General features: G+C 59.1%; 23 protein-coding genes. 11 read left to right on the top strand and 12 right to left on the bottom strand.

What is annotated here, in order from left to right; translation table 11 throughout:
* Positions 1 to 49: 49 nt before the first annotated feature.
* Both aguB and aguA read left to right on the top strand, forming a co-directional pair.
* Positions 50 to 928: an N-carbamoylputrescine amidase gene (aguB, locus tag G3M63_RS03135; protein ID WP_163981841.1), complete on the top strand. Its 879-nt coding sequence runs from the start codon at positions 50 to 52 to the stop codon at positions 926 to 928.
* A gap of 6 nt (positions 929 to 934) precedes the next feature.
* The gene (gene aguA / locus G3M63_RS03130) at positions 935 to 2,032 is read left to right on the top strand and encodes an agmatine deiminase (protein WP_150301753.1); all 1,098 of its coding nucleotides are present in this window, start codon (positions 935 to 937) and stop codon (positions 2,030 to 2,032) included.
* Between the two features lie 65 nt (positions 2,033 to 2,097).
* On the opposite strand, the gene vapC is transcribed toward aguA, so the two are convergent.
* The 3 genes from vapC to argH form a co-directional block, all read right to left on the bottom strand.
* Positions 2,098 to 2,508, bottom strand: a complete 411-nt coding sequence (vapC, locus tag G3M63_RS03125; RefSeq protein ID WP_163981840.1) for a tRNA(fMet)-specific endonuclease VapC — start codon at positions 2,506 to 2,508, stop codon at positions 2,098 to 2,100.
* The gene (gene vapB, locus G3M63_RS03120; protein WP_163981839.1) at positions 2,508 to 2,738 is read right to left on the bottom strand and encodes a type II toxin-antitoxin system VapB family antitoxin; all 231 of its coding nucleotides are present in this window, start codon (positions 2,736 to 2,738) and stop codon (positions 2,508 to 2,510) included. The genes vapC and vapB overlap by 1 nt, the downstream gene beginning before the upstream one ends.
* A gap of 199 nt (positions 2,739 to 2,937) precedes the next feature.
* Positions 2,938 to 4,338 carry an argininosuccinate lyase gene (gene argH, locus G3M63_RS03115; RefSeq protein WP_163981838.1) on the bottom strand — a complete coding sequence of 467 codons (1,401 nt, stop codon included), beginning with the start codon at positions 4,336 to 4,338 and terminating at the stop codon, positions 2,938 to 2,940.
* A 97-nt stretch (positions 4,339 to 4,435) separates the two neighbouring features.
* On the opposite strand from argH, the gene G3M63_RS03110 reads away from it, so the two are divergent.
* The 7 genes from G3M63_RS03110 (at position 4,436) to G3M63_RS03080 (ending at position 11,174) form a co-directional block, all read left to right on the top strand.
* On the top strand, positions 4,436 to 5,518 hold the full coding sequence (locus tag G3M63_RS03110; RefSeq protein ID WP_223825087.1) for a sensor histidine kinase: 1,083 nt from the start codon (positions 4,436 to 4,438) through the stop codon (positions 5,516 to 5,518).
* 3 nt (positions 5,519 to 5,521) lie between these two features.
* Complete coding sequence (locus G3M63_RS03105; protein ID WP_150301758.1) at positions 5,522 to 6,271, top strand: LytTR family DNA-binding domain-containing protein; 750 nt, start codon at positions 5,522 to 5,524, stop codon at positions 6,269 to 6,271.
* Between the two features lie 72 nt (positions 6,272 to 6,343).
* The gene (gene hemC / locus G3M63_RS03100) at positions 6,344 to 7,282 is read left to right on the top strand and encodes a hydroxymethylbilane synthase (protein ID WP_150301759.1); all 939 of its coding nucleotides are present in this window, start codon (positions 6,344 to 6,346) and stop codon (positions 7,280 to 7,282) included.
* The gene (locus G3M63_RS03095; RefSeq protein ID WP_163981837.1) at positions 7,279 to 8,040 is read left to right on the top strand and encodes a uroporphyrinogen-III synthase; all 762 of its coding nucleotides are present in this window, start codon (positions 7,279 to 7,281) and stop codon (positions 8,038 to 8,040) included. Before hemC ends, G3M63_RS03095 begins: the two co-directional genes overlap by 4 nt.
* 10 nt (positions 8,041 to 8,050) lie before the next feature.
* The gene (locus G3M63_RS03090) at positions 8,051 to 9,472 is read left to right on the top strand and encodes a uroporphyrinogen-III C-methyltransferase (RefSeq protein WP_163981836.1); all 1,422 of its coding nucleotides are present in this window, start codon (positions 8,051 to 8,053) and stop codon (positions 9,470 to 9,472) included.
* Positions 9,465 to 10,715, top strand: a complete 1,251-nt coding sequence (locus tag G3M63_RS03085; protein WP_163981835.1) for a heme biosynthesis HemY N-terminal domain-containing protein — start codon at positions 9,465 to 9,467, stop codon at positions 10,713 to 10,715. Before G3M63_RS03090 ends, G3M63_RS03085 begins: the two co-directional genes overlap by 8 nt.
* Positions 10,716 to 10,721: 6 nt before the next feature.
* Positions 10,722 to 11,174: a DUF3592 domain-containing protein gene (locus G3M63_RS03080; protein WP_163981834.1), complete on the top strand. Its 453-nt coding sequence runs from the start codon at positions 10,722 to 10,724 to the stop codon at positions 11,172 to 11,174.
* A gap of 9 nt (positions 11,175 to 11,183) precedes the next feature.
* On the opposite strand, the gene G3M63_RS03075 is transcribed toward G3M63_RS03080, so the two are convergent.
* The 4 genes from G3M63_RS03075 to trxA all read right to left on the bottom strand — a co-directional run bounded on the left by G3M63_RS03075 (position 11,184) and on the right by trxA (position 15,550).
* A complete protein-coding gene (locus G3M63_RS03075) occupies positions 11,184 to 12,158 on the bottom strand; it encodes a 2Fe-2S iron-sulfur cluster-binding protein (RefSeq protein WP_163981833.1) in 975 nt (324 codons plus the stop codon).
* A complete protein-coding gene (ubiD, locus tag G3M63_RS03070) occupies positions 12,155 to 13,624 on the bottom strand; it encodes a 4-hydroxy-3-polyprenylbenzoate decarboxylase (RefSeq protein WP_163981832.1) in 1,470 nt (489 codons plus the stop codon). The genes G3M63_RS03075 and ubiD overlap by 4 nt, the downstream gene beginning before the upstream one ends.
* Positions 13,625 to 13,745: 121 nt before the next feature.
* Positions 13,746 to 15,011 (bottom strand): transcription termination factor Rho, encoded by a 1,266-nt coding sequence (rho, locus tag G3M63_RS03065; RefSeq protein WP_150301766.1) that lies wholly within the window; start codon positions 15,009 to 15,011, stop codon positions 13,746 to 13,748.
* A gap of 212 nt (positions 15,012 to 15,223) precedes the next feature.
* Positions 15,224 to 15,550: a thioredoxin TrxA gene (gene trxA / locus G3M63_RS03060; RefSeq protein WP_150301767.1), complete on the bottom strand. Its 327-nt coding sequence runs from the start codon at positions 15,548 to 15,550 to the stop codon at positions 15,224 to 15,226.
* A 167-nt stretch (positions 15,551 to 15,717) separates the two neighbouring features.
* Between trxA and ppx the strand changes: the two genes are divergently transcribed.
* On the top strand, positions 15,718 to 17,223 hold the full coding sequence (gene ppx / locus G3M63_RS03055) for an exopolyphosphatase (RefSeq protein ID WP_150301768.1): 1,506 nt from the start codon (positions 15,718 to 15,720) through the stop codon (positions 17,221 to 17,223).
* On the opposite strand, the gene ppk1 is transcribed toward ppx, so the two are convergent.
* From ppk1 to G3M63_RS03040, 3 genes are read right to left on the bottom strand one after another with little or no spacing between them, the layout of a single operon-like run.
* Complete coding sequence (gene ppk1, locus G3M63_RS03050; protein WP_150301769.1) at positions 17,202 to 19,433, bottom strand: polyphosphate kinase 1; 2,232 nt, start codon at positions 19,431 to 19,433, stop codon at positions 17,202 to 17,204. The two genes, ppx and ppk1, sit on opposite strands and share 22 nt — an antisense overlap.
* Before the next feature lie 9 nt (positions 19,434 to 19,442).
* Positions 19,443 to 20,456 carry a porphobilinogen synthase gene (gene hemB, locus G3M63_RS03045; RefSeq protein ID WP_163981831.1) on the bottom strand — a complete coding sequence of 338 codons (1,014 nt, stop codon included), beginning with the start codon at positions 20,454 to 20,456 and terminating at the stop codon, positions 19,443 to 19,445.
* 43 nt (positions 20,457 to 20,499) lie between these two features.
* Positions 20,500 to 21,729 carry a GGDEF domain-containing protein gene (locus G3M63_RS03040; RefSeq protein ID WP_150301771.1) on the bottom strand — a complete coding sequence of 410 codons (1,230 nt, stop codon included), beginning with the start codon at positions 21,727 to 21,729 and terminating at the stop codon, positions 20,500 to 20,502.
* 252 nt (positions 21,730 to 21,981) lie between these two features.
* Between G3M63_RS03040 and G3M63_RS03035 the strand changes: the two genes are divergently transcribed.
* Entirely contained in the window at positions 21,982 to 22,530 is a 549-nt protein-coding gene (locus G3M63_RS03035; RefSeq protein WP_150301772.1) for a DUF6436 domain-containing protein, read from the top strand.
* Here the strand turns inward: G3M63_RS03035 and G3M63_RS03030 are convergent, their stop codons facing one another.
* Positions 22,531 to 22,977 carry a YaiI/YqxD family protein gene (locus tag G3M63_RS03030; protein ID WP_150301773.1) on the bottom strand — a complete coding sequence of 149 codons (447 nt, stop codon included), beginning with the start codon at positions 22,975 to 22,977 and terminating at the stop codon, positions 22,531 to 22,533.
* Between the two features lie 24 nt (positions 22,978 to 23,001).
* The gene (locus G3M63_RS03025; RefSeq protein ID WP_163981830.1) at positions 23,002 to 24,915 is read right to left on the bottom strand and encodes an ATP-binding cassette domain-containing protein; all 1,914 of its coding nucleotides are present in this window, start codon (positions 24,913 to 24,915) and stop codon (positions 23,002 to 23,004) included.
* Between the last annotated feature and the right edge of the window lie 43 nt (positions 24,916 to 24,958).

Raw genomic sequence — 24,958 nt, 5'->3', positions numbered from 1 at the left:
ACAGCTATGCGTTATGCTATCGGCATTCAGTCATTCGCCGGAGAAAACCATGTCCCGCCCTGTTACCGTCGCCGCTACCCAGATGAGCTGCAGCTGGGATCGTCAGGACAATATTGCCAAGGCAGAGCGCCTGGTGCGTGAGGCTGCAGCCAAAGGCGCGCAGATCATTCTGATTCAGGAGCTGTTTGAGACTCCGTATTTCTGCCAGAAGCCGAATCCGGAATACCTTCAGCTCGCAACGGAAGTCGATAAAAACCCGGCGATCAAGCATTTCCAGGCGTTGGCCAGGGAGCTGGAAGTGGTATTGCCGATCAGCTTTTTCGAGCTGGCCGGGCGTGCCCGTTTCAACAGCATCGCGATTATCGATGCCGATGGCCGCAATCTGGGCGTGTACCGCAAGAGTCATATTCCGGACGGTCCCGGTTACCACGAGAAGTACTACTTCAACCCCGGCGACACCGGATTCAAGGTGTGGAAGACCCGCTACGCGACCATTGGGGTGGGTATCTGCTGGGATCAATGGTTCCCGGAAACGGCCCGCAGCATGGCGCTGATGGGCGCGGAAATCCTGTTCTATCCGACCGCGATCGGCAGCGAGCCACATGATCCGACGATCAGCTCGCGCAATCATTGGCAGCGGGTGCAGCAGGGCCACGCCGGCGCCAACCTGATGCCGCTGGTTGCCAGCAACCGCATCGGGCTGGAAGAGCAGGACGGGTACGACATTACCTTCTATGGCTCGTCCTTCATTGCCGACCAGTTTGGCGAGAAGGTGCAGGAAGCCAGCCAGACTGACGAAGCCGTTCTGGTGCAGCAGTTTGATCTGGACCAGCTGGAGCATATTCGCAGCGCCTGGGGTGTATACCGCGACCGTCGTCCGAACCTGTACGGTCCCATCAAGTCGCTGGACGGTTCACTGGAGTCCTGATCGCCTATGTACAGTCTGCACAGCACCCCGCGTCACGACGGTTACTCCATGCCTGCCGAGTGGGCGCCTCATGCGCAAACCTGGATGGTCTGGCCGGAGCGTACCGATAACTGGCGCATGGGCGCGAAGCCAGCCCAGGCCGCCTTTGCCGAGGTGGCGCGAGCTATCGCCAGTTTCGAGCCGGTCACCGTGTGCGTCTCCGCCGCCCAATACGAGAATGCCAGCTTGCAGCTGGATCACCCCGGTATTCGCGTGATCGAGATCAGCTCGGATGATGCCTGGGTACGTGATACCGGTCCGACCTTTGTCATCAACGGACAGGGCGGTTTACGCGGCGTGGATTGGACATTCAACGCCTGGGGTGGCTTCAGAGGCGGGCTCTACTGGCCGTGGCAGCGTGATGATCAGGTGGCGGACAAGATCCTCGGTCTGGAGCGTTGTCCGCGTTACCGCACAGAGGGGTTCGTGCTGGAAGGCGGTGCCATCCATGTGGACGGTGAGGGGACCGTACTCACTACCGAAGAATGCCTGCTCAATCCAAACCGCAATCCGGATCTGGCGCGTCAGGAAATCGAGCTTATGCTGGCGGACTACCTGAATATCGAAAAAGTCATCTGGCTGCCCTTTGGGCTGTTCAATGACGAGACCGACGGCCATATCGATAACTTCTGTTGCTTTGTACGGCCGGGCGAGGTGTTGCTGGCCTGGACCGACGACGAAGACGATCCGAATTTTCAACGCTGTCAGGCTGCGTTAAAAGTCCTGCAAGCCAGTCGCGACGCGCAGGGCAGGGAGCTGGTGGTGCATCGCATGCCCATCCCGGGGCCGCTCTACGCGACTGCTGAGGAATGTGTTGGCGTGGATCGGGTTACAGGCACGCAGCCGCGTGATCCCTCGATCCGCCTGGCCGGCTCATACGTCAACTTTCTAATCGTGAACGATGGGATAGTGGTCCCGGGTTTCGATGATCCCCAAGACCAGCCCGCCCTGGAAATACTGCAGGAGCTATTTCCGGAGCGGCGGGTAGTGATGGTGCCTGGACGGGAAATTCTGCTCGGTGGTGGCAATATACATTGCATCACCCAGCAGCAACCGGCGCGTTAGGGGCGCCGGGCTGGTTGTAAGCGACGTGCGCGTGGTGGCTTGCCACCGGAAAATCCTCGCTCTGGTTATATGCTGGGCGGGATCCAGTCCTCGATTCGTAAGCCCGGGACGCGCTCAAACTCGCGCCGATTGTTGGTAACTACGATCAGCCCCTGCGAGCGGGCGTGACCAGCGATCATCTGGTCGTAGGGGCCGATCGGCGTGCCTGCTTTGGTGAGTTCAGCACGGAGCTGGCCCGTGTGTGCGGCGGCTGCCTGGTCGTAGCTCAGCACTTCCAGACGCGTTGCAAACCCTTCTATGACGGCCAGGTTGCGCTCGGGATTTGAGGACTTCTCCGCACCGTAGATCAGCTCCATCAGCGTTATGGTGCTTATGCACATCTGACCGTGATGTTGCGTAAAAGCCTCGCGTACAGACTGAGGTCGGTTTTTGATGGTGAAAATGCATATATTGGTGTCGAGCATGAATTTCAGCATCAGAACGCCTCGCGTTCCTGCTCTGGTGGTTGCTCGCGATCGATCATGAAATCGGCAGTGACGCCTTCTCCTTCAAACCAGCTATCCCAGGATTCCCCGGCTGGCGTGATGAGTCGAGCTCTACCGAGCCTGACAATATCAACTCGATGCACGTCATCAGGCAGTGCGGCAGCCTTGGGCAGTCGTACCGCCTGGCTGCGGTTGCTTTGAAAGACAGAGCCTTGTTCCATCGAGCACCTCCAAAGGTCTTAAAACACACAGCCAATGATAGTCAGGTCGAGGGATATGTCAACGGGATATACATGCAGATCCGGCTGCTTTATTACGGTTACGTGGTGCTTGAAAGCAACCCAGTAAAAAGCCCACCATACGAATCGCATGACGGGCTTGGGTTATCAGTGGACTACCTGATCTTTTCCATGGCAGCTTTTATCGGCCCGGCCCCACCAGCTCCCGCCCACGCTGAACCGCTGCCACTACCTGAGCCGGAGCGGTGCCGCCAATATGGTTGCGCGCGTTCACCGAGCCTTCCAGCGTTAGCACCTCGAACACGTCCTGCTCGATCTGGTCGCTGAACTGGCGCAGCTCGTCCAGGCTCATCTCGGCCAGATCCTTTTTGTTGTCCACGCCATACTTGACCGCATGCCCGACGATCTCGTGGCAGTCGCGGAAGGGCAGGCCCCTGCGTACCAGGTAATCGGCCAGGTCAGTCGCCGTGGAGAAGCCACGCAGGGCCGCTTCACGCATCGCCTCGACCTTCGGTTCGATTGCGGGAATCATGTCGGCAAAGGCGCGCAGGCTGTCGCGCAGGGTATCGACTGCATCGAACAGCGGTTCCTTGTCTTCCTGATTGTCCTTGTTGTAAGCCAGCGGCTGACTTTTCATAAGGGTCAGCAGACCCATCAGGTGACCGTAAACGCGGCCGGTCTTGCCGCGCACCAGTTCAGGCACGTCGGGGTTCTTTTTCTGCGGCATGATCGAGGAGCCGGTGCAGAAGCGGTCGGGCAGATCGATAAAGTTGAACTGCGAACTGGTCCAGAGCACCAGTTCTTCGGAGAAGCGCGACAGGTGCATCATTGCCACGCTCGCTGCTGCGCAGAATTCGATAGCGAAATCGCGATCGGAGACGCCATCCAGGGAATTGCCGGAGATCGCGTCGAAGCCCAGCAACCCGCAAGTGATGCTGCGGTCGATGGGGTAGGTTGTACCTGCCAGGGCAGCGCTGCCCAGGGGCATACGGTTGACCCGCTTGCGGCAATCGAGCAGGCGCTCGCTGTCACGGACCAGCATTTCGAACCATGCCAGCAGATGATGACCAAAGGTCACCGGTTGCGCGGTCTGCAGGTGAGTGAAGCCCGGCATGATGACGGCCGAATGTTTTTCCGCCTGATCAAGCAGCCCGGTCTGCAGGCGATTGAGTTCAGCCAGAATGATATCGATTTCATCGCGCAGCCAGAGGCGGATGTCGGTGGCGACCTGATCGTTACGCGAACGGCCAGTATGCAGTTTCTTGCCAGTGATGCCGATACGGTCAGTCAGTCTGGCCTCGATGTTCATATGGACATCTTCGAGCTCGACGCTCCAGGCGAACTCTCCGGCTTCGATTTCACTCCGGATCGCCTGCAGGCCGTCAATGATGGTGTCGCGCTCGTCGTCGGTGAGTACGCCAACCCGGGCGAGCATCGTAGCGTGAGCAATAGAGCCCTGGATGTCATGCTTGTACAGGCGCTTGTCGAAATCCACCGAGGCGGTGAAACGTGCTACGAAGGCGTCGACCGGTTCGCTGAAACGGCCACCCCATGATTGATTGGTAGTCTGATCTTGGCTCATGTGTCGGATCGATCCGCTGACAATTTGAAGACGCATAGCATACCATCACAGGCCAGGACGATGCCGGTCGGCTAATGGACCAATGGAGATCCGCCACATGAAGAATGGAATCTGGTCGCTGCTGAATAAGCCCCATGAAGGAGAGGATTTCTTTCTTCCGGATCTGTGCTCATCTGTGGCCGTATTTACCCTGGTGGTGTTGGCCGAGCTGGTGGTCATGCTGTGGGTGCTGGCGCAGCCGGGAACGGGTGTTTTCGACTGGTTGCAGTTGGCTATGGCATCGTTGTTTGTGCAGTGGATTGTGCTGCTGTCCGCCGCACTGCTGTGCCGACTGCGGCCCTGGATGCAGCGCCGCCCGTTGTGGCTGGCAATTTCCGCGTGCTACGCCGTAGTGATTGGTCTGACCCTGCTATTCACCGTGCTTGCCGAGTGGGTACTGCAGCACGGCATGACCGGCGCGCCGCCGTTGCGTGTCGATCTGCTGCTTCGCCACGGCCTGATCGCTCTGATCATGACCAGTCTGCTGCTGCGTTATTTTTATCTGCATCAACAGCGACAATTCCAGGTCCAGTCGGAGCTGCAGTCGCGCTTGCAGTCGCTGCAATCACGGATCCGGCCGCACTTTCTGTTCAACAGCCTCAATAGCATCGTCAGCCTCATCGGCAGTCAGCCACAGCAAGCGGAGAATGCGGTGCTGGACCTGGCCGATCTGTTCCGCGCCAATCTGTCCGAGGCCGGCGGCGTGGCCACCTGGGCCCAGGAGAAGCGTCTGTGTGAAGGCTATTTGCGTATCGAAAAGTATCGACTTGGCCAGCGACTCGAAGTGCATTGGCGTACCGAATCGCTACCGCCGGACACGCCCATGCCGCTGCTTACCCTGCAACCGCTCCTGGAAAATGCCATTCTGCATGGCCTGTCGCCACAGCTGGAAGGCGGCGACATCAGCATTTATGCGGCCTATGTCAATGGGCGGGTTGAACTGGAGGTCTCGAATAGTTGTCCAGAGGTACTAGATAGCCACCAGGGAGCCCGCATGGCGCTACAAAATATAAGAGCACGGCTTGCTGCCCTCTTTGGTCCCCAGTCCCGAGTCGAGATCTGGCGAGACGGTCCGCGCTTCTTCAGCAAGCTGGTCTATCCTTGTATAGAACAATCGCCAACTTACCAGAGAAGTCATTGAGGCATGAAAGTACTGATCGCCGATGATGAACCCCTAGCCCGCGAGCGTCTGGCCCGACTGGTCGCCGCGCTGCCGGAGTATAGTGTGGTGCCGGAGATGGCCGCCAACGGGCAAGAGGCGCTGAAGCTCATCGAAGAGCATCATCCGGATATCGCGCTGCTTGATATCCGCATGCCGGGGCTTGATGGCCTGCAAACTGCGGCGAAACTGTGCGAACTCAGCGATGCACCGGCTGTGGTGTTCTGCACTGCCCATGGTGAATACGCTCTGGATGCCTTCGCCGTCAGCGCGGTGGGATATCTGCTCAAGCCGGTGCGCAGCGAGGATCTGGCAAGTGCGCTGGCCAAGGCGCAAAAACCCAATCGGTTGCAACTGGCCAATCTGGGCAAGGCTGGCGTAATCGAGGCGACCAATCAGGCGCGCAGTCATATCAGTGCTCGCACGCGCCGTGGCGTGGAGCTGGTACCCATTGAAGATGTGTTGTATTTCATCGCCGACCACAAATACGTGACCCTTCGCCACTGTGAGGGGGAAGTATTGCTGGATGAACCGCTCAAATCGCTCGAAGACGAGTTTGGCGATTACTTCGTGCGCATCCACCGCAACGCCCTGGTGGCGCGCAACCGTATCGAGCGGCTGCAGCGCAGTGCCATGGGTCACTTCCATCTTCAATTGAAAGGCTTGCCAGACGAGACCCTGACTGTCAGCCGGCGCCACGTGCCGGGCGTGCGCAAACTGATGGAGCAGCTGTGACGCGGATCGCTACCGCATGGATGCCTGTACAGCCATGGCGTATCATGCCGGCTGGCAATGAAAGAGAATCCCATGAGTCGACAACTGCGAATCGCCACCCGCAAGAGCGCACTGGCCCTGTGGCAGGCCGAATACGTCAAGGCGCGTCTTGAAGCAATACACCCCGGACTGAGCGTATCGCTGGTTCCCATGGTGAGTCGCGGCGACAAGCTGCTGGATTCGCCCCTGGCAAAGATCGGCGGCAAGGGTCTTTTCGTAAAAGAGCTTGAGGCGGCATTGACCGCGAACGAAGCCGACCTGGCCGTACACTCCATGAAAGACGTGCCGATGCAGTTTCCCGAAGGGCTGGGGCTGTATGTCATTTGCGAGCGTGAAGATCCGCGCGACGCCTTTGTGTCCAATAATCACGAGAGCGTGGACAGTCTGCCGCACGGCAGTATAGTCGGTACCTCCAGTCTGCGACGCCAGGCTCAGATCATGGCGCGCCGTCCGGACCTGAAAGTAAATTTCCTGCGCGGTAACGTGAATACCCGTCTGGCCAAGCTGGATGCTGGCGACTATGACGCCATCATCCTTGCTGCTGCAGGTCTGATGCGGCTCGGCTTTCATGATCGCATCCGTTACGCCATGCCTCCGGAGGAAAGCCTGCCGGCAGGAGGCCAGGGCGCAGTGGGCATCGAATGCCGTACGGATGACGCCGAACTGCATGCTCTGTTGGCTCCGTTGAATGACGAGGACAGCGCATTGCGCGTGCGTGCCGAGCGCGCGCTCAATCACCGCTTGAATGGCGGCTGTCAGGTGCCCATCGCCTGTTACGCAGAACGTCAGAACGGCGAGATCTGGCTGCGCGGCATGGTCGGTGATCCAGACGGTACTCAGATGCTCACAGCCGAAGCCCGGGGCCCCGAAGCTACGCCGGAAGAGTTGGGTATAGCTGTCGCAGAGGACCTGCTGTCCCAGGGCGCTCAGACCATCCTTGATGCGGTCTATCTGGGGGCTGCGCCGGAGTGAGTACAGCGGTCCTGTTGACCCGCTCGGATGCTGATAATCAGCGTCTGGCGAGTAAGCTGGCACGCCTGGGGATCTCTGCGCTAAGCGTGCCATTGCTGCGCATAGACGAGCTGGACGAGACGCCGGAGCAGCAACGACTGATCCTTGATATCGACCGCTATCATGCGGTCATGGTGGTGAGTCCGGTTGCAGCTCGTCTGGGTCTGGAGCGTCTCGATGCAGCATGGCCTCAGCCGCCGGTGGGTATTGACTGGTTCGCTGTCGGTGAGACAACGGCAAGCGTTCTCAGGGCGTACGGGCTGCCAGTGCACACGCCTGACTCGGGGCAGGACAGCGAAGCGCTGTTGCGTTTGCCCGTATGGAGTGAGTTGCTGGCGCGTCCGGATCTGAAAATACTGGTCTGGCGCGGCGTCGGTGGCCGCGAGCATTTGGCTAATCACGTTCGGGCAGTCGGCGGGCAAGTAGATTATCTTGAATTGTATCGACGCGAACCGCCGCAGGGTTTGGCCACGGCGCTTGAATCTGCCAGCCAGGCGGATGTGCGCGGCATCGTATTGGCGAGTGGCCAGGGACTGGAGCACTGGCACGCTGCGGCGGGCAGACACTGGCCCGAGCAGAGAACCTGGCGTTGCTGGGTGCCGAGCCAACGCGTCGCCGAGCGAGCCAAAGTGCTCGGCTGCAACGACATCATAGTATGCGAAGGCGCGGACGATTCCGCAGTATTGACGGCAATAGCCGCTCATCCGCTGACGCGATAAGGGGAATAGCGTGGAACCGACAGTACCTGACAAGAACGACCGGAACGATGAAGCCGGGACAAACAAGCCAGACGCGTCACAAGCCACGACAACCGGAAAACCCGGTGAATCTGCGACCGGAACCAGCCAGCCCAGCGTATCTGCTCCGGGCGAAGCGGCAGCGCCCACTGCGGCTCCCGAGCCGCCTGTTACGGCCGCTCCCACAACGGAACCTGGCAAAACAGGCGCCGCTAAGACCGAGCCCTCCCAGACGGACAAGCCTGCCACGGACAAGCCCGGCGCAGCCAAGCCCACCGGATCCACGACCAGGCCAAAGGATGTCGGGGCTGGCAAGCCGCCACCGGTCAAGCCGCGCGATACTTCAACGTCCGGCTCCGGGGGCGGACGTGGGCTTTCGGCTCTGGCGCTGTTGGTCGCTCTGGGCGCGCTGGGCCTGAGCGGCTGGCAGTGGTATCAACAGCAATCGGAGCCGGATGTTTCCGCGACGCTGGATGCACGGTTTGATCAACTGGCCGCCGATCAGGAACAATCGCTCCGCCAGGTGCGCGAACAGATGCAACAGCAGTTGCAGGATCTTCCGTCCAGTGCGGAGGTCGACGAAACGCGGCGGCTGGCAGCAGATCTGCAGCGTAGCCAACAGGCACTGTCCCAACAGCTTGAGGAAATGCGTGGCGATACTAACGCCGACTGGAAGCTGGACGAAGCGGAATACATGCTCCGGCTGGCATCGCTACGTCTACTGGCAGCGCAGGATGTCGAGTCCGCCGGCGAATTATTGCAACTGGTCGATCGGATCCTCCGAGAGCAGCCGGACAGCGGCGTTTTTGCCGTGCGTGAAGAGCTTGCACGGTTCCAGACGCAGCTGGAAAGCCTGCCGGAAATCGACCGTCCGGGTGTCTATCTACGGCTTGCGGCATTGCGTGATCGGGTAAACGATATCGTTGCCCTGCCGGTACGTGAATTCAGTCCGGACGAGCAGAGCGCCACCAGCTCCGACCCCGAGGCAAGCCGCTTCGATCGGGTCATGGCGCGTCTCGAGCGCTACGTGCGGGTTGATTTTCAACGCGGCAAGGTCATCACTCCGCAACTTACTGCAGCGGAAATGAACCGGGTCCGGCGCACGCTTCAGCTGGCTATCGAGCAGGCGCAATGGGCCGCCTTACGGGGCGAAGCCGAGATATTCCAGTCCAGCCTCGAACAGGCCGACTCGGTACTACAGCGCTTCTTTGAAGGCGACAATCCCGAGGTCAATTCGCTGCGAGAGCAGCTGGCGAATGTGGCCGAACAGGACATCTCGCTCGACCCGCCGGATATAGCACCCGTTCAGCAAGCCCTGGCAACCTACATGCAGAGCCGCCGAAGCCAGTCCAATGGTCAGCGCGACGGCAGTGGAGAGAGTGGCGACAACGCAGGGGAGAGCGGCAATGAGTAAAAGCTACATTGCCATCCTCATCGTACTGCTGGTGGCTGCCGTACTTGGCATGGCGGTGGCGGAAGATCCAGGCTACCTGCTGATTGCCTGGCGCAATCTCTCCATTGAGACCAGTGTCTGGGTAGGCGTCGCTTTCATCATCGGGCTCTGGCTGCTCGTTGCGCTGCTGCGCACAGTGTTCCGGCTGCTCGGCGCATCGGGTAGACGGATCAATCCCTGGTCGCAGCACAACCGGCATCGTCGTGCTGGTGTGGTAACCACCCGTGGGCTGCTCGAGTTTGCCGAGGGGCATTGGTCCAATTCATTGCGCCTGCTCAAGCGTTCCGCGCCCCATGCAGAACAGCCACTGATCAATTATCTCGCTGCTGCCCGCGCCGCCAATGAGCTGGAGGATTTCACCGAGTGTGACAACCTGCTGCGTGAAGCCTACGAGACAACACCCCGCGCTGAAGTTGCCATTGCGGTGACCCAGGCACAGCTACAGATGGCGCGCGGTCAGCTGGAGCAGGCATTGGCTACCCTGACGCGCGTCCGCAAGGACCACCCTCGGCATCTTTATGCGTTGAAACTGATGAGCCAGCTGTATGCCCGCCTTGAGGATTGGCAGCGCTTGCAGCAACTGTTGCCCGAGTTGCGCAAGCATGAGGTGCTGCGGCCGGAAGAGTTGAAATTGCTCGAATATCGCGTGTATACCGAACTGCTGACGCAGGCGGGGCTGCGCGGTATTCACCACGAGCCCGGGCAGGGCAATCCGCTCAACGAGATCTGGCAGCAGATGCCGAAACAGCTGCGCCAGGATCCGAGACTGGTTGAAGTGTACGCGCTGCAGCTCCATGCCATGGGTGATGGTGCCCGGGCGGAGGAGGTGCTGCGCAGCGCGCTGAAGCATGCCTTCAATGATCGTCTTGTTCATCACTACGGGCTGGTTTCCGGTAAGGAGCCGGCACGGCAACTGGCGACGGCTGAGCAGTGGCTGGCGCAGCATCCACACGATGCCACGTTGCTGCTGGCGCTGGGCCGGTTGGCGTTGCGCAACAATCTGTGGGGCAAAGCGCGAACCTATCTTGAGGCGAGTTTTGCCAGCAAGCCGGATATTCAGACATGCGCCGAGCTGGTGCGATTGCTGGAGCATATGGGTGATGATGTGGCGAGTCAGCTGGTACAGCGCAAGGGCTTCGGACTGATGATGCATGATCTGCCAGCGCTGCCCTTGCCGCAACTGAGCAACAGTACGGCGGAATAAACGCATATGCTCCAGCAACAGGATTCCGCCGCCATTGTGCGGCGTGCGGTACGCCGTGGGCTGATCATTCTGGTGGTGTTCTTGCTGCTGGTCGGCTCGTGGGAAAGCCGCCAACGTATTGGTTATCAGCCAGTCGAGGCGACCGTGGTAACGGAGCGCTCGGTGCCTGGCGAGTGGCTTGGTGAGGTGCGTGAGCTTGGCGTTCGTTACCGCTGGCAGGCGAGTCAGTATCTGGTATTCATTCCGGTGGGCATGCTGGATGCCTTGAGCGGGCTGAATGAGCTTGCCGAAGGCGATCGGGTCGCCCTGGCAATTGACCCGCAGGAGCCGAACCAAGCGATATTCGACCGCCTGACTCAGCGCTACCCGGTGACGCTGGCGACTGTTGGGCTATTGTTGGTGGCGTTGCTGATATTGCTTGCTCTGGCAGGTCTGCGGCGCGGACGTCGGCGCAGCTGAAGCTTCCCCTCAGCCGCGTGGAGCGTAGGCAAATACATCGGAATGCATCCGTTGCTCCGGCATGCCCGCTGCCGTCAGTGCGTCCAGGGTCGCATAGACCATCCCGGGCGAGCCGCTGACATAGAACTCATAGCGTTCCAGATCAGACAGATCTTCACACACCGCCTCAGGCAACAAGCCCTGACGACCTGACCAGCCCGGATCGTCACTGACGACTTTGTGCAGATAAATGTTTGGTTCAGCCTGCCATTGCTGCCAATACGGCGCCTGGTAAAAATCAGCTGCACTGCGTACGCCCCAGTACAGATGGATGGGATGCTCGAACCCGATACGAATACTGTGCTGGATCATGCTCTGCATTTGCGCCAGGCCGGTACCGGCAGCGATCATCACCAACGGGCGGTCAGGCAGATCGGCCAGATGCGCGTCACCAAAGGGTATCTTCACGCGCGCCATGCGCTCGCGGCGAATGTGTTCCACCAAGGCCCAGGCGGAATGCTCACGCACCAGGATATGCAGCTCAATCAGACGATCTTCGCCGGCTTCCGAGGCGATGGAAAAGGCCGAGGCCTGTTCGTCCGGGCGCTCCAGCAGCAGGTACTGGCCGGCATGGTAGCGTAGCGGCTTACCCGCCGGCGGGCGCAGCCGGATCCGCCAGACGTCGCCGCTCAGCAGCTCGGCATCGATAAGTTGGCAAGACAGATTACGCAGCGGCAACTCGCCCGGCCCCAGCACGTTTTCCCAGTACAGTTCGCAATCGTTCAGCGGCTCTGTCACGCAGGTGTAAAGCTCGCCGCTGTGCTGCGGAGTATCGGCGCCGGTCTTGCGGACGGTTCCGCTGATAAGGTTGGCGGCGCAGATATGGCAATTCCCGTTTCGGCAGCTTTGCGGGACATCGAAGCCCAGGCGCCTGGCGGCATCAAGGATGCGTTCACCGGGCCATAGCTCCAGAACGTGGCCTGAGGGCTGCAGCGTTACCTTCATGTATCGATTCCCAACTCGGCCCAGATTGCATCGACGCGCTGTACAACAGCCGGATCCTGACTGATTGCGACGCCCCATTCGCGGGTCGTTTCGCCGGGCCATTTATTGGTGGCATCCAGCCCCATCTTGCTACCGAGACCCGATACGGGCGATGCGAAATCGAGATAATCGATGGGTGTGTTGTCGATCATCACCGTGTCACGCTTCGGATCCATGCGCGTGGTAATCGCCCAGATCACATCGTTCCAGTCACGAATATTGATGTCGTCATCGGTAACGATGACGAACTTGGTGTACATGAACTGACGCAGGAATGACCAGACGCCAAGCATCACGCGCTTTGCATGGCCCGGGTACTGTTTCTTCATCGAGACGACGGCCATGCGATACGAGCAGCCTTCCGGCGGCAGGTAGAAGTCGGTAATTTCGGGAAACTGCTTTTGCAGGATAGGTACAAACACCTCGTTTAGCGCCACGCCCAGAATAGCCGGTTCATCCGGCGGGCGGCCGGTATAGGTGCTGTGGTAGATAGGCTTCTCGCGGCGCGTAATACGCTCGACGGTAAACACGGGAAAGCGGTCCACCTCGTTGTAATAACCCGTGTGATCGCCAAAAGGTCCTTCTTCGGCCATTTCGCCTGGATGGATAACCCCTTCAAGAACGATTTCGGCACCGGCTGGGACCTGAAGGTCCGAGCCGCGGCACTTGACCAGCTCGGTGCGCTGGCCACGCAGCAAACCGGCAAAAGCGTATTCTGAAAGACTGTCAGGAACAGGTGTTACCGCGCCAAGGATGGTCGCCGGATCGGCACCGAGCGCCACCGCAACCGGAAAGGGCTGGCCGGGATGTTTATCACACCATTCCTTGAAGTCCAGCGCGCCCCCGCGGTGGCTAAGCCAGCGCATGATGACCTTGTTGCGACCTATGACCTGCTGGCGATAAATGCCCAGGTTCTGACGTTCCTTGTTCGGGCCTTTGGTGACCACCAGCCCCCAGGTTATCAAGGGCCCGGCGTCGCCAGGCCAGCAGGTCTGGACCGGTATCGCTCCGAGATCGACATCGTCGCCTTCCAGGACCACCGCCTGGCAAGGGCCGTCACGCAGCACCTTGGGGGCCATGGAAATGACCTTCTTGAAGATCGGCAGCTTGGACCAGGCATCCTTGAGGCCTTTCGGCGGATCAGGCTCCTTGAGAAACGCCAACAGCTTGCCGATTTCACGCAATTCGCTGACATCGTCAGCGCCCATGCCCAGCGCCACCCGCTCGGGGGTGCCGAACAGATTGCCCAGTACCGGCATATCAAACCCGGTCGGGTTTTCAAACAGCAGAGCGGGGCCGGCCTTGCGCAGGGTGCGGTCGCAAATCTCGGTCATTTCGAGCACGGGGGAGACGGGCGTCTGGATACGCTTGAGCTCACCGCGCTCTTCCAGGCCCTTGATGAAATCACGGAGGTCGGAATACTGCATCTGAGCTTTATGCCTCAATCTGCAAGCGGCAATTCAAGGAGTGATGTTGCTGCTCGTGGGAGGGGGGCCAGTTAGCTTCAGGCGGGCCTGAAAAGGGCCCGTCTGAAGCATGCGCGGCAGTTTAGTTCTTGCTGCGCTTCATGGACTGGAAGAATTCGTCGTTGGTCTTGGTGTCCTTCAGACGATCCAGCAGGAATTCGATCGCAGCGATTTCGTCCATGGAGTGCAGGATCTTGCGCAGGATCCACATCCGCTGCAACTCGTCTTCGCTGGTCAGCAGCTCTTCGCGGCGGGTACCGGAACGGTTGATGTTGATAGCGGGGAAGACGCGCTTCTCGGCAATCTTGCGATCCAGGTGGATCTCCATGTTGCCGGTGCCCTTGAATTCCTCGTAGATCACTTCGTCCATCTTCGAGCCGGTATCAACCAGTGCGGTAGCAATGATGGTCAGGCTGCCGCCTTCCTCGATGTTGCGCGCAGCGCCGAAGAAACGCTTGGGCTTTTCCAGGGCGTGGGCGTCAACACCACCAGTGAGAACCTTGCCGGAGCTCGGGATCACGGTGTTGTAGGCGCGGGCCAGACGGGTAATCGAGTCGAGCAGAATGATGACATCCTTCTTGTGCTCAACCAGACGCTTGGCCTTCTCGATCACCATCTCGGCGACCTGCACGTGACGACTGGGTGGCTCGTCAAATGTAGAGGCAACCACTTCACCGCGTACGGTGCGCTGCATCTCGGTCACTTCTTCCGGACGCTCGTCAATCAGCAGAACAATCAGGTGGCACTCGGGATTGTTTCGCGCGATGTTCGAGGCGATGTTCTGCAACATCAGCGTCTTACCGGCTTTCGGCGGTGCGACCAGCAACCCCCGCTGGCCCTTGCCGATGGGCGCACACAGATCAATAATCCGCGCCATGAGATCTTCAGTGGAACCGTTACCGGCTTCCATCTTCAATCGGTCATCAGGGAAAAGGGGCGTCAGGTTTTCAAAAAGGATCTTGTTCTTGGTATTTTCCGGGCGGTCGAAGTTGATCGAATCAACCTTGAGCAGCGCGAAATACCGTTCACCATCCTTGGGAGGGCGAATTTTGCCAGCGATCGAATCACCGGTTCTCAGATTGAAACGGCGAATCTGGCTTGGGGAAACATATATATCGTCCGGCCCGGCAAGATAGGAGGAGTCAGCCGATCGAAGGAAACCAAAACCGTCTTGCAGAATTTCCAGAACACCATCGCCATGGATATCTTCACCACTTTTGGCGTGCTTCTTCAGAATGCCGAAGATGACATCCTGCTTCCGCGATCGGCCCATATTTTCGAGGCCCATCTGGTCGGCAATTTCTAACAGTTCGGTAATTGGTTTTTGTTTAAGTTCGGTCAGGTTCATAGGTTCGATGAGTATGATGTCTTTCGGCAGGACGGTTAGTAACAGGCCGCCACGTGAGGATGGGGCGATGGATTTGGCTGAAGTAGGGAAGCCATTGCCGCGGGGGGCGACAGGGAGTTGGAATGCAAATCTAGCACTGCAACACGGTTGCGTCTAGAGAAAACGCAGAGAAAAAACCCTCCCTGGACCGAAAAGTCCAGGGAGTGTGAACATCAGATGTTGCTATCAAGAAATGCCGACAACTGAGACTTGGACAGAGCACCGACCTTGGTCGCTTCTACATTGCCATCCTTGAACAGCATGAGAGTCGGGATGCCGCGCACGCCATACTTGGGTGGGGTGTCGGTGTTTTCATCGATGTTCAGTTTGCAAATCTTGAGTTTGCCATCGTAGTCCTTGGCGATTTCATCCAGAACCGGGGCGATCATCTTGCATGGGCCACACCACTCAGCCCAGTAATCGACCAACACGGGGCTATCTGCCTTAAGCACTTCAGTTTCGAAGCTGCTATCGGTGACATGCACGATCAAATCACTCATGAGTCTCTCCAGGGAGTTTTTAGTAAGCAGGCAGGAATGGCAGACATGATAGCACCACCCTGCGACATAGCAAAAGCCAGCGGGTTAGATCTCTTGACGTGATCGCCGGCCGGGCAAAAGCACAGTTCGGGATGCTAGAATTCGCAGACGACAATCCGAGGTGCCGCATGGCAAACAAGCAAAGGTCCGATTTTCCGCTGGTGGCCGCGATTGATCTGGGTTCGAACAGTTTCCACATGGCGCTGGCCCGGGTTGAGCACGGCGAGATGCGTATCCTCGAGCGGCTGGGCGAGAAGGTTCAGTTGGCGGCGGGACTTAACGAGGAGCGTGAACTAGACGACGATGCCATGCAGCGAGGGCTCGACTGCGTCAGGCGTTTTGCTCAGATGATCAACGGGTTGCCGGTTGGCGCCGTGAGAATAGTTGGCACCAGCGCGCTGCGCGATGCGCGTAACCGAAGCCAGTTCATCAATCAGGTGCAGCAGCTGCTTGGACATCAGGTGGATGTGATTTCCGGGCGGGAAGAAGCACGGCTGATTTATCTCGGTGTTGCGCACACCTTGTCCGATGACGAAGGCAAGCGTCTGGTGGTTGACATTGGTGGGGGCAGTACGGAGTTCATAGTAGGCGAACGTTTCGAGACGCTGCTGCGTGAAAGTCTGCCGATTGGCTGCGTCAGTTACACCCGCAAATTCTTCGCCGACGGCAACATCTCCGCCAGCAACTACTCCCGCGCCTATACGCTTGCGCGCCTTGATCTGATGCAGATCGAGCAGAACATTCAGCGCCTGGAGTGGCGGGAAGCGGTTGGCGCCTCCGGTACTATCCGCTCTATCGGCCAATGTCTACAGGCCGCCGGGCAGGGGCAGGGAGATGTCACCCGTGAAGGCCTGCAGCGTCTCAAGCGCAAGCTGATCAAGGTGGGCGATGTCGACAAGTTATCGCTGCCGGGGCTGAAGAGTGATCGTCGTCCTATCCTGCCGGCTGGCGTGGCTATCCTCGAAGCGATCTTTGACGCGTTGGATGTTGACCGCATGGGGCATTCCGAGGGCGCGCTGCGCGAAGGTGTGCTATATGACCTGTTAGGCCGGCACCGCCATGAGGATGTCAGGGAACGTACCCTTAGTGCGCTGGCAGAGCGTTACCACGTCGATCCAGGTCAGGCTTGCCGTGTCGAACGCAAGGCAATGAGTTTGCTCGGCAAGGTTGCCGAAGCCTGGGGGCTTGAGGACGCCAAGCACGCCGACCTGCTGGGTTGGGCGGCACGCCTGCACGAAGTGGGCAAGGGCATCGCGCACAACCAATATCACAAGCACGGCGCTTATTTGCTGGCGCATTCCGATCTGGCCGGGTTCTCACGTCAGGAGCAGCACGCTCTTGCCCTGCTTATTCGCGCGCAGAAGCGCAGTCTGCCCGGTAAGGAGCGACTCAGTGAATTCGGTGAGGAAAGTGTACTGATGCTGCGGCTGTGCATGCTGCTGCGTCTGGCTATCCTCTATCACCATATCCGTGGCTATCAGGAAATGCCGGCGCTCAAGGTGCAGGCCGGGGACGATTTTCTGGTACTGGAGTTTCCGTCTGGCTGGCTGGATCGCAATCCGTTGACCCAGGCTGACTTCGATCAGGAAGCGCAGTTCTGGGCCAAGGTGGGTTATACGCTGACGGTGCGTTGAGGCGAGTTGCTGAGTTTTTCCAGCAGCGCGCTCTGCGCGCTGCGCGGGATCTGGTTACCGGTCGGCGTGCTGCGCACATAGGTGCCGTCCGGTTGCAGGATCCAGCTCTGGGTATTGTCAGTCAGAAATACCTGCAGTTCCTGCTTGGCTCGTGTAACCAGCTTTTTGCCCTCGAGCGGGAAACAGGTTTCCACACGGTGATCGAGGTTGCGCTCCATCAGATCCGCACTGGACAACCACACCTGCTCGACCCCTCCATTCAGAAAGTAATACACGCGGCTGTGCTCAAGGAAGCGACCGATAATTGAGCGCACTGTGATGTTATGCGACACGCCCGGAATGCCGGGACGCAGACAACACATGCCGCGCACGATCAGGTCGATTTTTACCCCGGACTGTGACGCCTTGTACATTGCCTTGATGATCTTGGCGTCCGTCAGCGAATTGACCTTGGCGATGACATGCGCAGGCTTGCCGGCCTGGGCCGCCAGCGTTTCGCGGTTGATCAGCTCCAGCAAACGCTTCTTCAGCGTGAAAGGTGCCTGCAGGAGCTTCTTCATGCGCAGCATCTTGCCCATTCCGATCAGCTGGTTGAACAGCTTGTGTACGTCTTCGGTCATCGCCAGGTCGGACGTCAGAATGCTGTAATCGGTATATAGCCGGGCGTTTCCTGCGTGGTAGTTACCCGTTCCCATATGCGCGTAGCGGCGCAGGATGCGGTCTTCACGGCGCAAAATAAGCATCATTTTGGCGTGCGTCTTGTAACCCACCACGCCGTAGATCACTACGGCTCCGGCCTGTTGCAAGCGGCTTGCCAGCTGCAGGTTCGATTCCTCGTCAAAACGCGCACGCAGCTCGATCACCACGGTGACTTCCTTGCCGTTGCGGGCTGCTTCCACCAGCGCGTTGACGATTTCCGAGTTCGCCCCGGTGCGATACAGCGTCTGTTTGATCGCCAATACGTTGGTATCCTGCGCCGCCTGGCGCAACAGATCGGTTACCGGGCTGAAGGATTCGTAGGGATGCAGCAACAGAATGTCCTGCTTGCTGATTGCCTGGAACAGGTTGTCCGCACTGGACAATATCTTCGGCAGGCCAGAGCTGAACGGCGGGAATTGCAATTCCGGATGATTTTCCAGCGCCGTGACCGAGAACAGCCGGGTCAGATTGACCGGACCCTGGACCTGATACAGCTCCTGATCAGTCAAGCCGAATTGCTTGAGCAGGAAATCAGTCAAAGGTTTCGGGCAATTGCTGGCGACTTCGAGACGCACTGCATCGCCGTAGCGGCGTGATAAAAGCTCGCCACGTAGAGCGCGCGCCAGATCATCCACCTCGTCGGGATCCACGATCAAGTCCGCGTTGCGCGTCAGGCGGAACTGATAGCAACCCAGCACCTTCATGCCGGGAAACAGATCATCGGCATGTGCGTGGATGACCGAGGAGAGGAACACGAAGTCGTCCTCTCCGGTGGACAGTTCCTGCGGCAGGCGGATAAGCCGGGGCAGGGAGCGCGGGGCCGGAATGATCGCCAGGCCGGAATCGCGGCCGAAGGCATCCGTCCCTTCAAGCTGGCAGATGAAGTTGAGACTCTTGTTCACCAGCAACGGGAATGGGTGCGTGGGGTCCAGCCCGATGGGGCTAATGATCGGCGCTACTTCCTGACGAAAATACCGCCGTACCCACATGGTCTGCTTGTGGGTCCACTGATGCCTGCGTACGAAGCGGATGCCCTCCGCAGCCAGCTGGGGCAGTAGCACGTCGTTGAGAATCGAGTACTGACGGCTGACCTGCTCGTGAGCCAGCTCGCTGATCCGGCTCAGCACCTGCTGCGGTTGCAGCCCGTCGGGACCGGTCTGTTCACGGGCGAAGGTAATCTGTTTCTTCAGGCCTGCCACACGGATTTCGAAAAATTCATCCATGTTGCCGGAGAAGATAAGCAGGAACTTCAGCCGCTCAAGTAGCGGATAGGACTCATCGAGCGCCTGTTCCAGGACACGGATATTGAACTGCAGCTGCGACAACTCGCGATGGATAAACAGTTCCGGCGCGTTGATATCAGCCGCAAAGGGGGTCGGCGCTGCCGGCTCTACAACTGGCATCAGGCGCGTCTCGTCGCTCTCGGACTCCGGAATAACAAAGCTGTCCTGCGGGGTGTGATCGGACGCGGCAATCGGATCATCTTCGCGTGCGCGGTTGGGCTGCTGCATCATTTCCTCTTAGCTGCGCTCGCGTAACTGGCGGGCTGCGGTCTTGGCGTAATAAGTCAATATGGCGTCGGCGCCGGCACGTTTGAAGCCGATCAGTGATTCAAGAATCACCGCATCGCTGAGCCAGCCGTTGGCAATGGCGGCCTGGTGCATGGCGTACTCGCCGCTCACCTGATAGACGAAGGTGGGGACGCCGAAGGTATCCTTCACCCGACGAATGATGTCCAGATAGGGCATGCCAGGCTTGATCATGACCATGTCGGCGCCTTCGGCCATATCCTCGGCGATTTCCTGGAGGGCCTCGTTGCTGTTGGCCGGATCCATCTGATAAGTCGCCTTATTGCTCTTGCCGAGGTTGCCGGCCGAGCCGACAGCGTCGCGGAAGGGGCCGTAATAAGCGCTGGCATACTTGGCAGAATAGGAAAGAATCCGGGTGTGAACATGACCGGCTGATTCCAGAGCCTGGCGCATGGCGCCCACGCGGCCATCCATCATGTCCGAGGGCGCGACGATATCTGCACCGGCTTCGGCATGCGACAGCGTCTGTTTTACCAGCGCTTCGATGGTTATGTCGTTCTGTACGTAGCCGTTGTCATCGATGATCCCGTCCTGCCCATGCGTGGTAAAAGGGTCGAGTGCGACGTCGGTGATGATGCCCAGTTCAGGGAAGCGTTCCTTCAGCGCACGGGTGGCGCGTTGCGCCAGGCCTTCCGGATTCCAGGCTTCGGCGGCGTCGAGGGATTTGCGCTCCAGGGGCGTGACGGGGAACAGCGCAAGAGCAGGAATCCCTAGCTCGACGATCTCGGCCGCTTCTTCCAGAAGCAGATCAATGGACAGTCGCTCGATGCCAGGCATCGAGGCGATCGGTTCGCGCTGTTGCGTGCCTTCCAGTACGAATACGGGGTAGATCAGGTCGTCAGTGCTCAGCTGGTTCTCACGCACCAGCCGGCGCGAAAAATCATCGCGGCGCAGGCGGCGAGGACGGCTGAGAGGGTACTGACGACTGGTATTGGCAAAGCTCACATGGACTCCCGAGGCGCAGACAAAGCGCCCATCTGGTTGACATTTATACGTCCAGATTATGACGGAATTGAGACAGTAAGCGTAATGCCATTTGATCCTGAAGATTTTCGGCGGGCTCTGGCGCCAGCTCGACGCGGTTGCGGCCCAGTGCTTTGGCCCGATACAGCGCAGTGTCGGCGGCAGCCACCAGCGTATCGAAAGTGAAGCCTTGCTGGTCGGTGCAGGCGATACCCAGGCTGGCGCTCAGCTTGACCGGTGCGCTGGCCGACTGCCACGGCTGGTCGCACAGACCCAGGCGAATACGTTCGGCTACCTGTCTGGCGCTTTCGGTATCAAGGCCGGGCAATATCAGTATGAACTCTTCGCCACCGAAACGGCCGAGCAAATCGTTCGAGCGCATATGTTGACGGATGCGCGCTACCATATGACAGAGCGCGGCGTCCCCGGTCTGATGGCCGAACTCGTCATTGATGCGTTTGAAGTGATCGGCATCCAGCATCAGCAAGGTTACAGGGAATGACTGCTCACTCGCGACCTGGAGGACCCGGGTCGCCTGTTCCTGCAGGCTGCGCCGGTTGAGCGTGTCAGTCAGTGCGTCACGTTGGGACAGAGTGTGCAGCGCCATCGTGGTGCGGTAGTGGGTCATCAGTATGAAACCGCTGGCCAGGCCAATCTGGGCGACCATGGCGCCGAGTAGTGTCACGCTCTGCATCGGACTGTTTACCACAACGTGATCTGCTCCCAGTTTCAGGCTGGACAGCGCGCGCAGGGTCAGGCCGATAGCGCAGAACAGGGCAACGCCACCAGTAAACCAGTAAGCCGTGCGTAACGGCCGCTCAGCCGGAATCAACAATTCTCTGGCGCAGAGCATACTCATGCCGGCGAGTATGATTGACGATACGCCGAGACGGGCTGCATAGCTTTCCTGTTGAAAGCTGAAGATTGACATGAGGACTATCATTGTCGCCGCAGCGGCAATCGGACCGGTCTGTGGTTGGCTCAAGCCCTTGAACGCCCGGATGCCGAGCCATGATACGCCGATGCCTAATGCCATCAGGCCGTTGCCAATGACAACTGAAAGACTATCGTGGACGACATCGAGGTTGGTGTTGAGGAGCAGGCCGAGCATCAGAGCGAAGTTGCCGACAGCCCAATGGCGCAGACCTTTATCGGCACCCGCATGCCACGCCGCTATCGACAATAGCAACGTCATGCACAGGGTAACCAGCGACAGGGTTACGCCCAATGTGATGAGGTCAAGTGCTGCGGGCATCTGAGACTATCGTCCTTGTCCGGCAGAGGGCGGCCGGCTACTTCGAATATCCGGGTTAGGATCCGTTTGGTATTACAACCATACCAGCAGACCATTGGGTCCTGGATCGGTTCAATTTGGAAATGTGGCCAAGTCGGCAGTTAAATCCTCGCCCCAGCGCAACGAATTTTGCCAGCAATCCCGGCGCTTCGCTCAATCGGGTGAGGCTTGAACTGCATACCGAGTTCTACTGGCCTTTTGAGATACCCAGGAATGAAAAAGGTTCATCGCAATCTGTTGGTAGTGTTGCTGTTGGCGTGCTGGATGGCGGGGCTTGTATGGGCGCTGACCTGGTACGAGAGTCGCTACGTAAGAATATTCGAGCGTCCGGCATTCTTTGACGGGATACCGGTGTCTCCACCGTTTGAGGCGGCGCGCGTGCAGGTTCTGCATGTCTGGCAGTCCGGCTGCCCTTGCAACGGCGGGCATCAGGCCTATGTGAATGACATGACCGAGCGCTTTGCTGCCGAGGGGGTGGTGTTTGCGCGTTCAGGGGCGCGTGGCGCGGACGCCTTGCCGCAAGCGTTACGCCAGTTGCCTTATTGGCCGATGCCGGAGGCGTGGTCCGCCTGGCCGGGAGCACCAGCCGTCGCGATCTGGGGAGCAGATGGCCGTCTAGCCTATGTAGGGCCTTATAGTGACGGTGCGAGCTGTAGCGAGGAGAGCAGTTTTGTCGAGCCGGTAATCCAGGCTTTATTGGCCGGTCGGAAGGTCAACATCACCCGGCAGGATACGCTGTCCTGCCTGTGTGAAATCGACTGATTACATTCTGGACAACAGCCGGTCCAGAGAATTGGCGAAGGCCTGCTTGTCCCGGTCGTTATAGGGAGCTGGACCACTGCGACCGGCCAGGCCGGCTCCGCGTAGCTCGTCCATGAGATTGCGTACTGCCAAACGTTCACCGACGCTTGATTCGTCGTAGATTTCGCCTCGGGGGTTGATTGCGGTTACCTTGCGTTCAACCAGGCCGGCCGCCAGGGGAATGTCTGCAGTGACGACCAGATCGCCGGGGCGTGAATGATCAATGATGTACTGGTCGGCCACGTCAGGACCGCTCGGCACTATCACCTGGCGCACACCTGGCCCGGGAGGAAGCTGCTGCGCGCTGTTTGCGACCAGCACCAGCTCGATCTGTCGGCGCCTTGCGGCCTTGACCACAATGTCCCGAACCGGGCGAGGGCAGGCGTCAGCATCAATCCATAGCGTCATGCGGTTACCTTTCAAATGAGAGGGTCAGGCGGAATGGCTTTCGAGCTCTTCGCTTGCTTCCAGCCATTGCTCTTCCAGTTGTTCTATTTTTTGTCGGCAGGCTGCCTGTCGGCTCAGCAGCGTCTTCAGCTGATCTTTCATGCCTGCCGTGTAAATCTCGTTATTCGCCAGCCCGGTTTCGATATCAGCCAGCTCAGCTTGCGCCTCGCCCATCTGTTTCTCTAGCTTGTCGACCTGTTTCCTGAGCGGTGCCAGGCGTTTGCGTTCCTCAGCAGCGAGGCGTCGCTGGGTCTTGGCGTCGACCCGTTCTTCGTCGGGTTGAGCACCGGCTGGCGCGTTGGCAATGCGGATGTCCTCAGCTTGCTGCTGTCGGAACCGCGCTAGCCAGCGGGTGTAGGTATCCAGATCTTCCTGGTACGTCTGCAATCTGCCATCGGCGACCAACCAGAGTTCGTCGGTGGTATCGCGAATCAATGCCCGATCGTGAGACACCAGCAACATGGCGCCTTCGAAGCCCTGCAGGGCGAGCGTCAACGCGTGGCGCATTTCCATGTCCAGATGGTTGGTCGGCTCATCGAGCAATAGCAGATTGGGTTTCTGCCAGGCAATCAAGGCCAGCGCCAGTCGGGCTTTTTCGCCCCCGGAAAAATGCAAGACCGGTTCCTCTGCGCGTGCGCCGTGGAAGTCAAAACCACCCAGGAAGTTGCGCAATGATTGCTCGCGCTCCTGCGGCGCGATGCGCGCCATATGTAGCAGCGGGCTGGCTTTCGAATCAAGGCTGTCCAGTTGATGCTGGGCGAAATAACCGATCGCCAGATGTTCGCTGGATTTCAGCTCGCCATCCATCAGCGCCAGGCTGCCGGCGAGCGTTTTGATGAGTGTTGACTTGCCGGCACCATTCGGACCCAGCACACCAATGCGTGCGCCTGGCACCAGCTGCAACTTCACCTGATGCAAAATGGCCTGTTCGCCATAGCCCAGCACGCCTTCGCGCAAATCGATCAGAGGACTGGGTTGTTTGTCAGCCTCGCGGAAGCTGAAAGAAAACGGCGAGTCGAGGTGCGCCGGGCTCAGCGTTTCCATGCGTTCAAGCGCTTTCAGCCGGCTTTGCGCCTGCTTGGCCTTGGTCGCCTGTGCGCGGAAGCGGGCAATATACTTTTCCATGTGTTCACGTTGCGCCTGCTGCTTCTCGAATGCGGCTTGCTGTTGAGTCAGGCGCTCGGCACGGGTGCGCTCGAACTGCGTGTACCCGCCCCGGTACAGAGTGAGCTGCTTGTTCTCGACGTGAACGATATGTTCAACCACTGCATCGAGGAAGTCACGGTCGTGGGAAATCAATACCAGTGTGCCCTGGTAAGCCCTGAGCCAGTCCTCCAGCCAGAGAATGGCGTCGAGATCCAGGTGGTTGGTGGGCTCGTCCAGCAGCAACAGGTCGGACGGACACATCAGTGCCTGCGCCAGGTTCAGTCGCATTCGCCAGCCGCCGGAGAAATCGCCTACCCGGGCTTCGCACTGTTCGGAACTGAAGCCCAGGCCGGCGAGCAGAACTCGCGCGCGGGCATCGGCGCTGAAGCCGTTATGCGATTCGAGCTCGGCGTAGAGCATGCCAAGGGCATGGTTGTCATGTTCCTCCTCGGCGCGTTGCAGTCGTTGCTGGATCTCGCGCAGGCGTTGGTCTCCATCAAGCACATAATCAACCGCCACGCGATCCAGGTTGTCTATTTCCTGGAGCATGTGGGCAATGCGCCAATCGGCGGGTATTGTGCAACTGCCAGCGTCCGGCGTGAGCTCGCCGCGGAACAGCGCAAAAAGGCTTGATTTGCCGGCGCCATTTGTACCAAGCAAGCCGGCTTTCTGGCCCGGATGTAAAGTCAGGTCGGCGCTTTCCAGTAGACGCAAGGCGCCGCGCTGAAGAGTCAGGGATTCAATTTTGATCATGCGCGGGAGTATATCAGCGCGTCAGCCTCTGTGAGCCGTTCCG

This window comes from Pseudomonas sp. OIL-1 (genome assembly GCF_010669185.1).
Taxonomy (GTDB): Bacteria; Pseudomonadota; Gammaproteobacteria; order Pseudomonadales; family Pseudomonadaceae; genus Halopseudomonas; species Halopseudomonas profundi.
The sequence above is the reverse complement of the archived record's forward strand: the minus strand, read 5'-3'. Positions and strand labels throughout refer to the sequence as shown.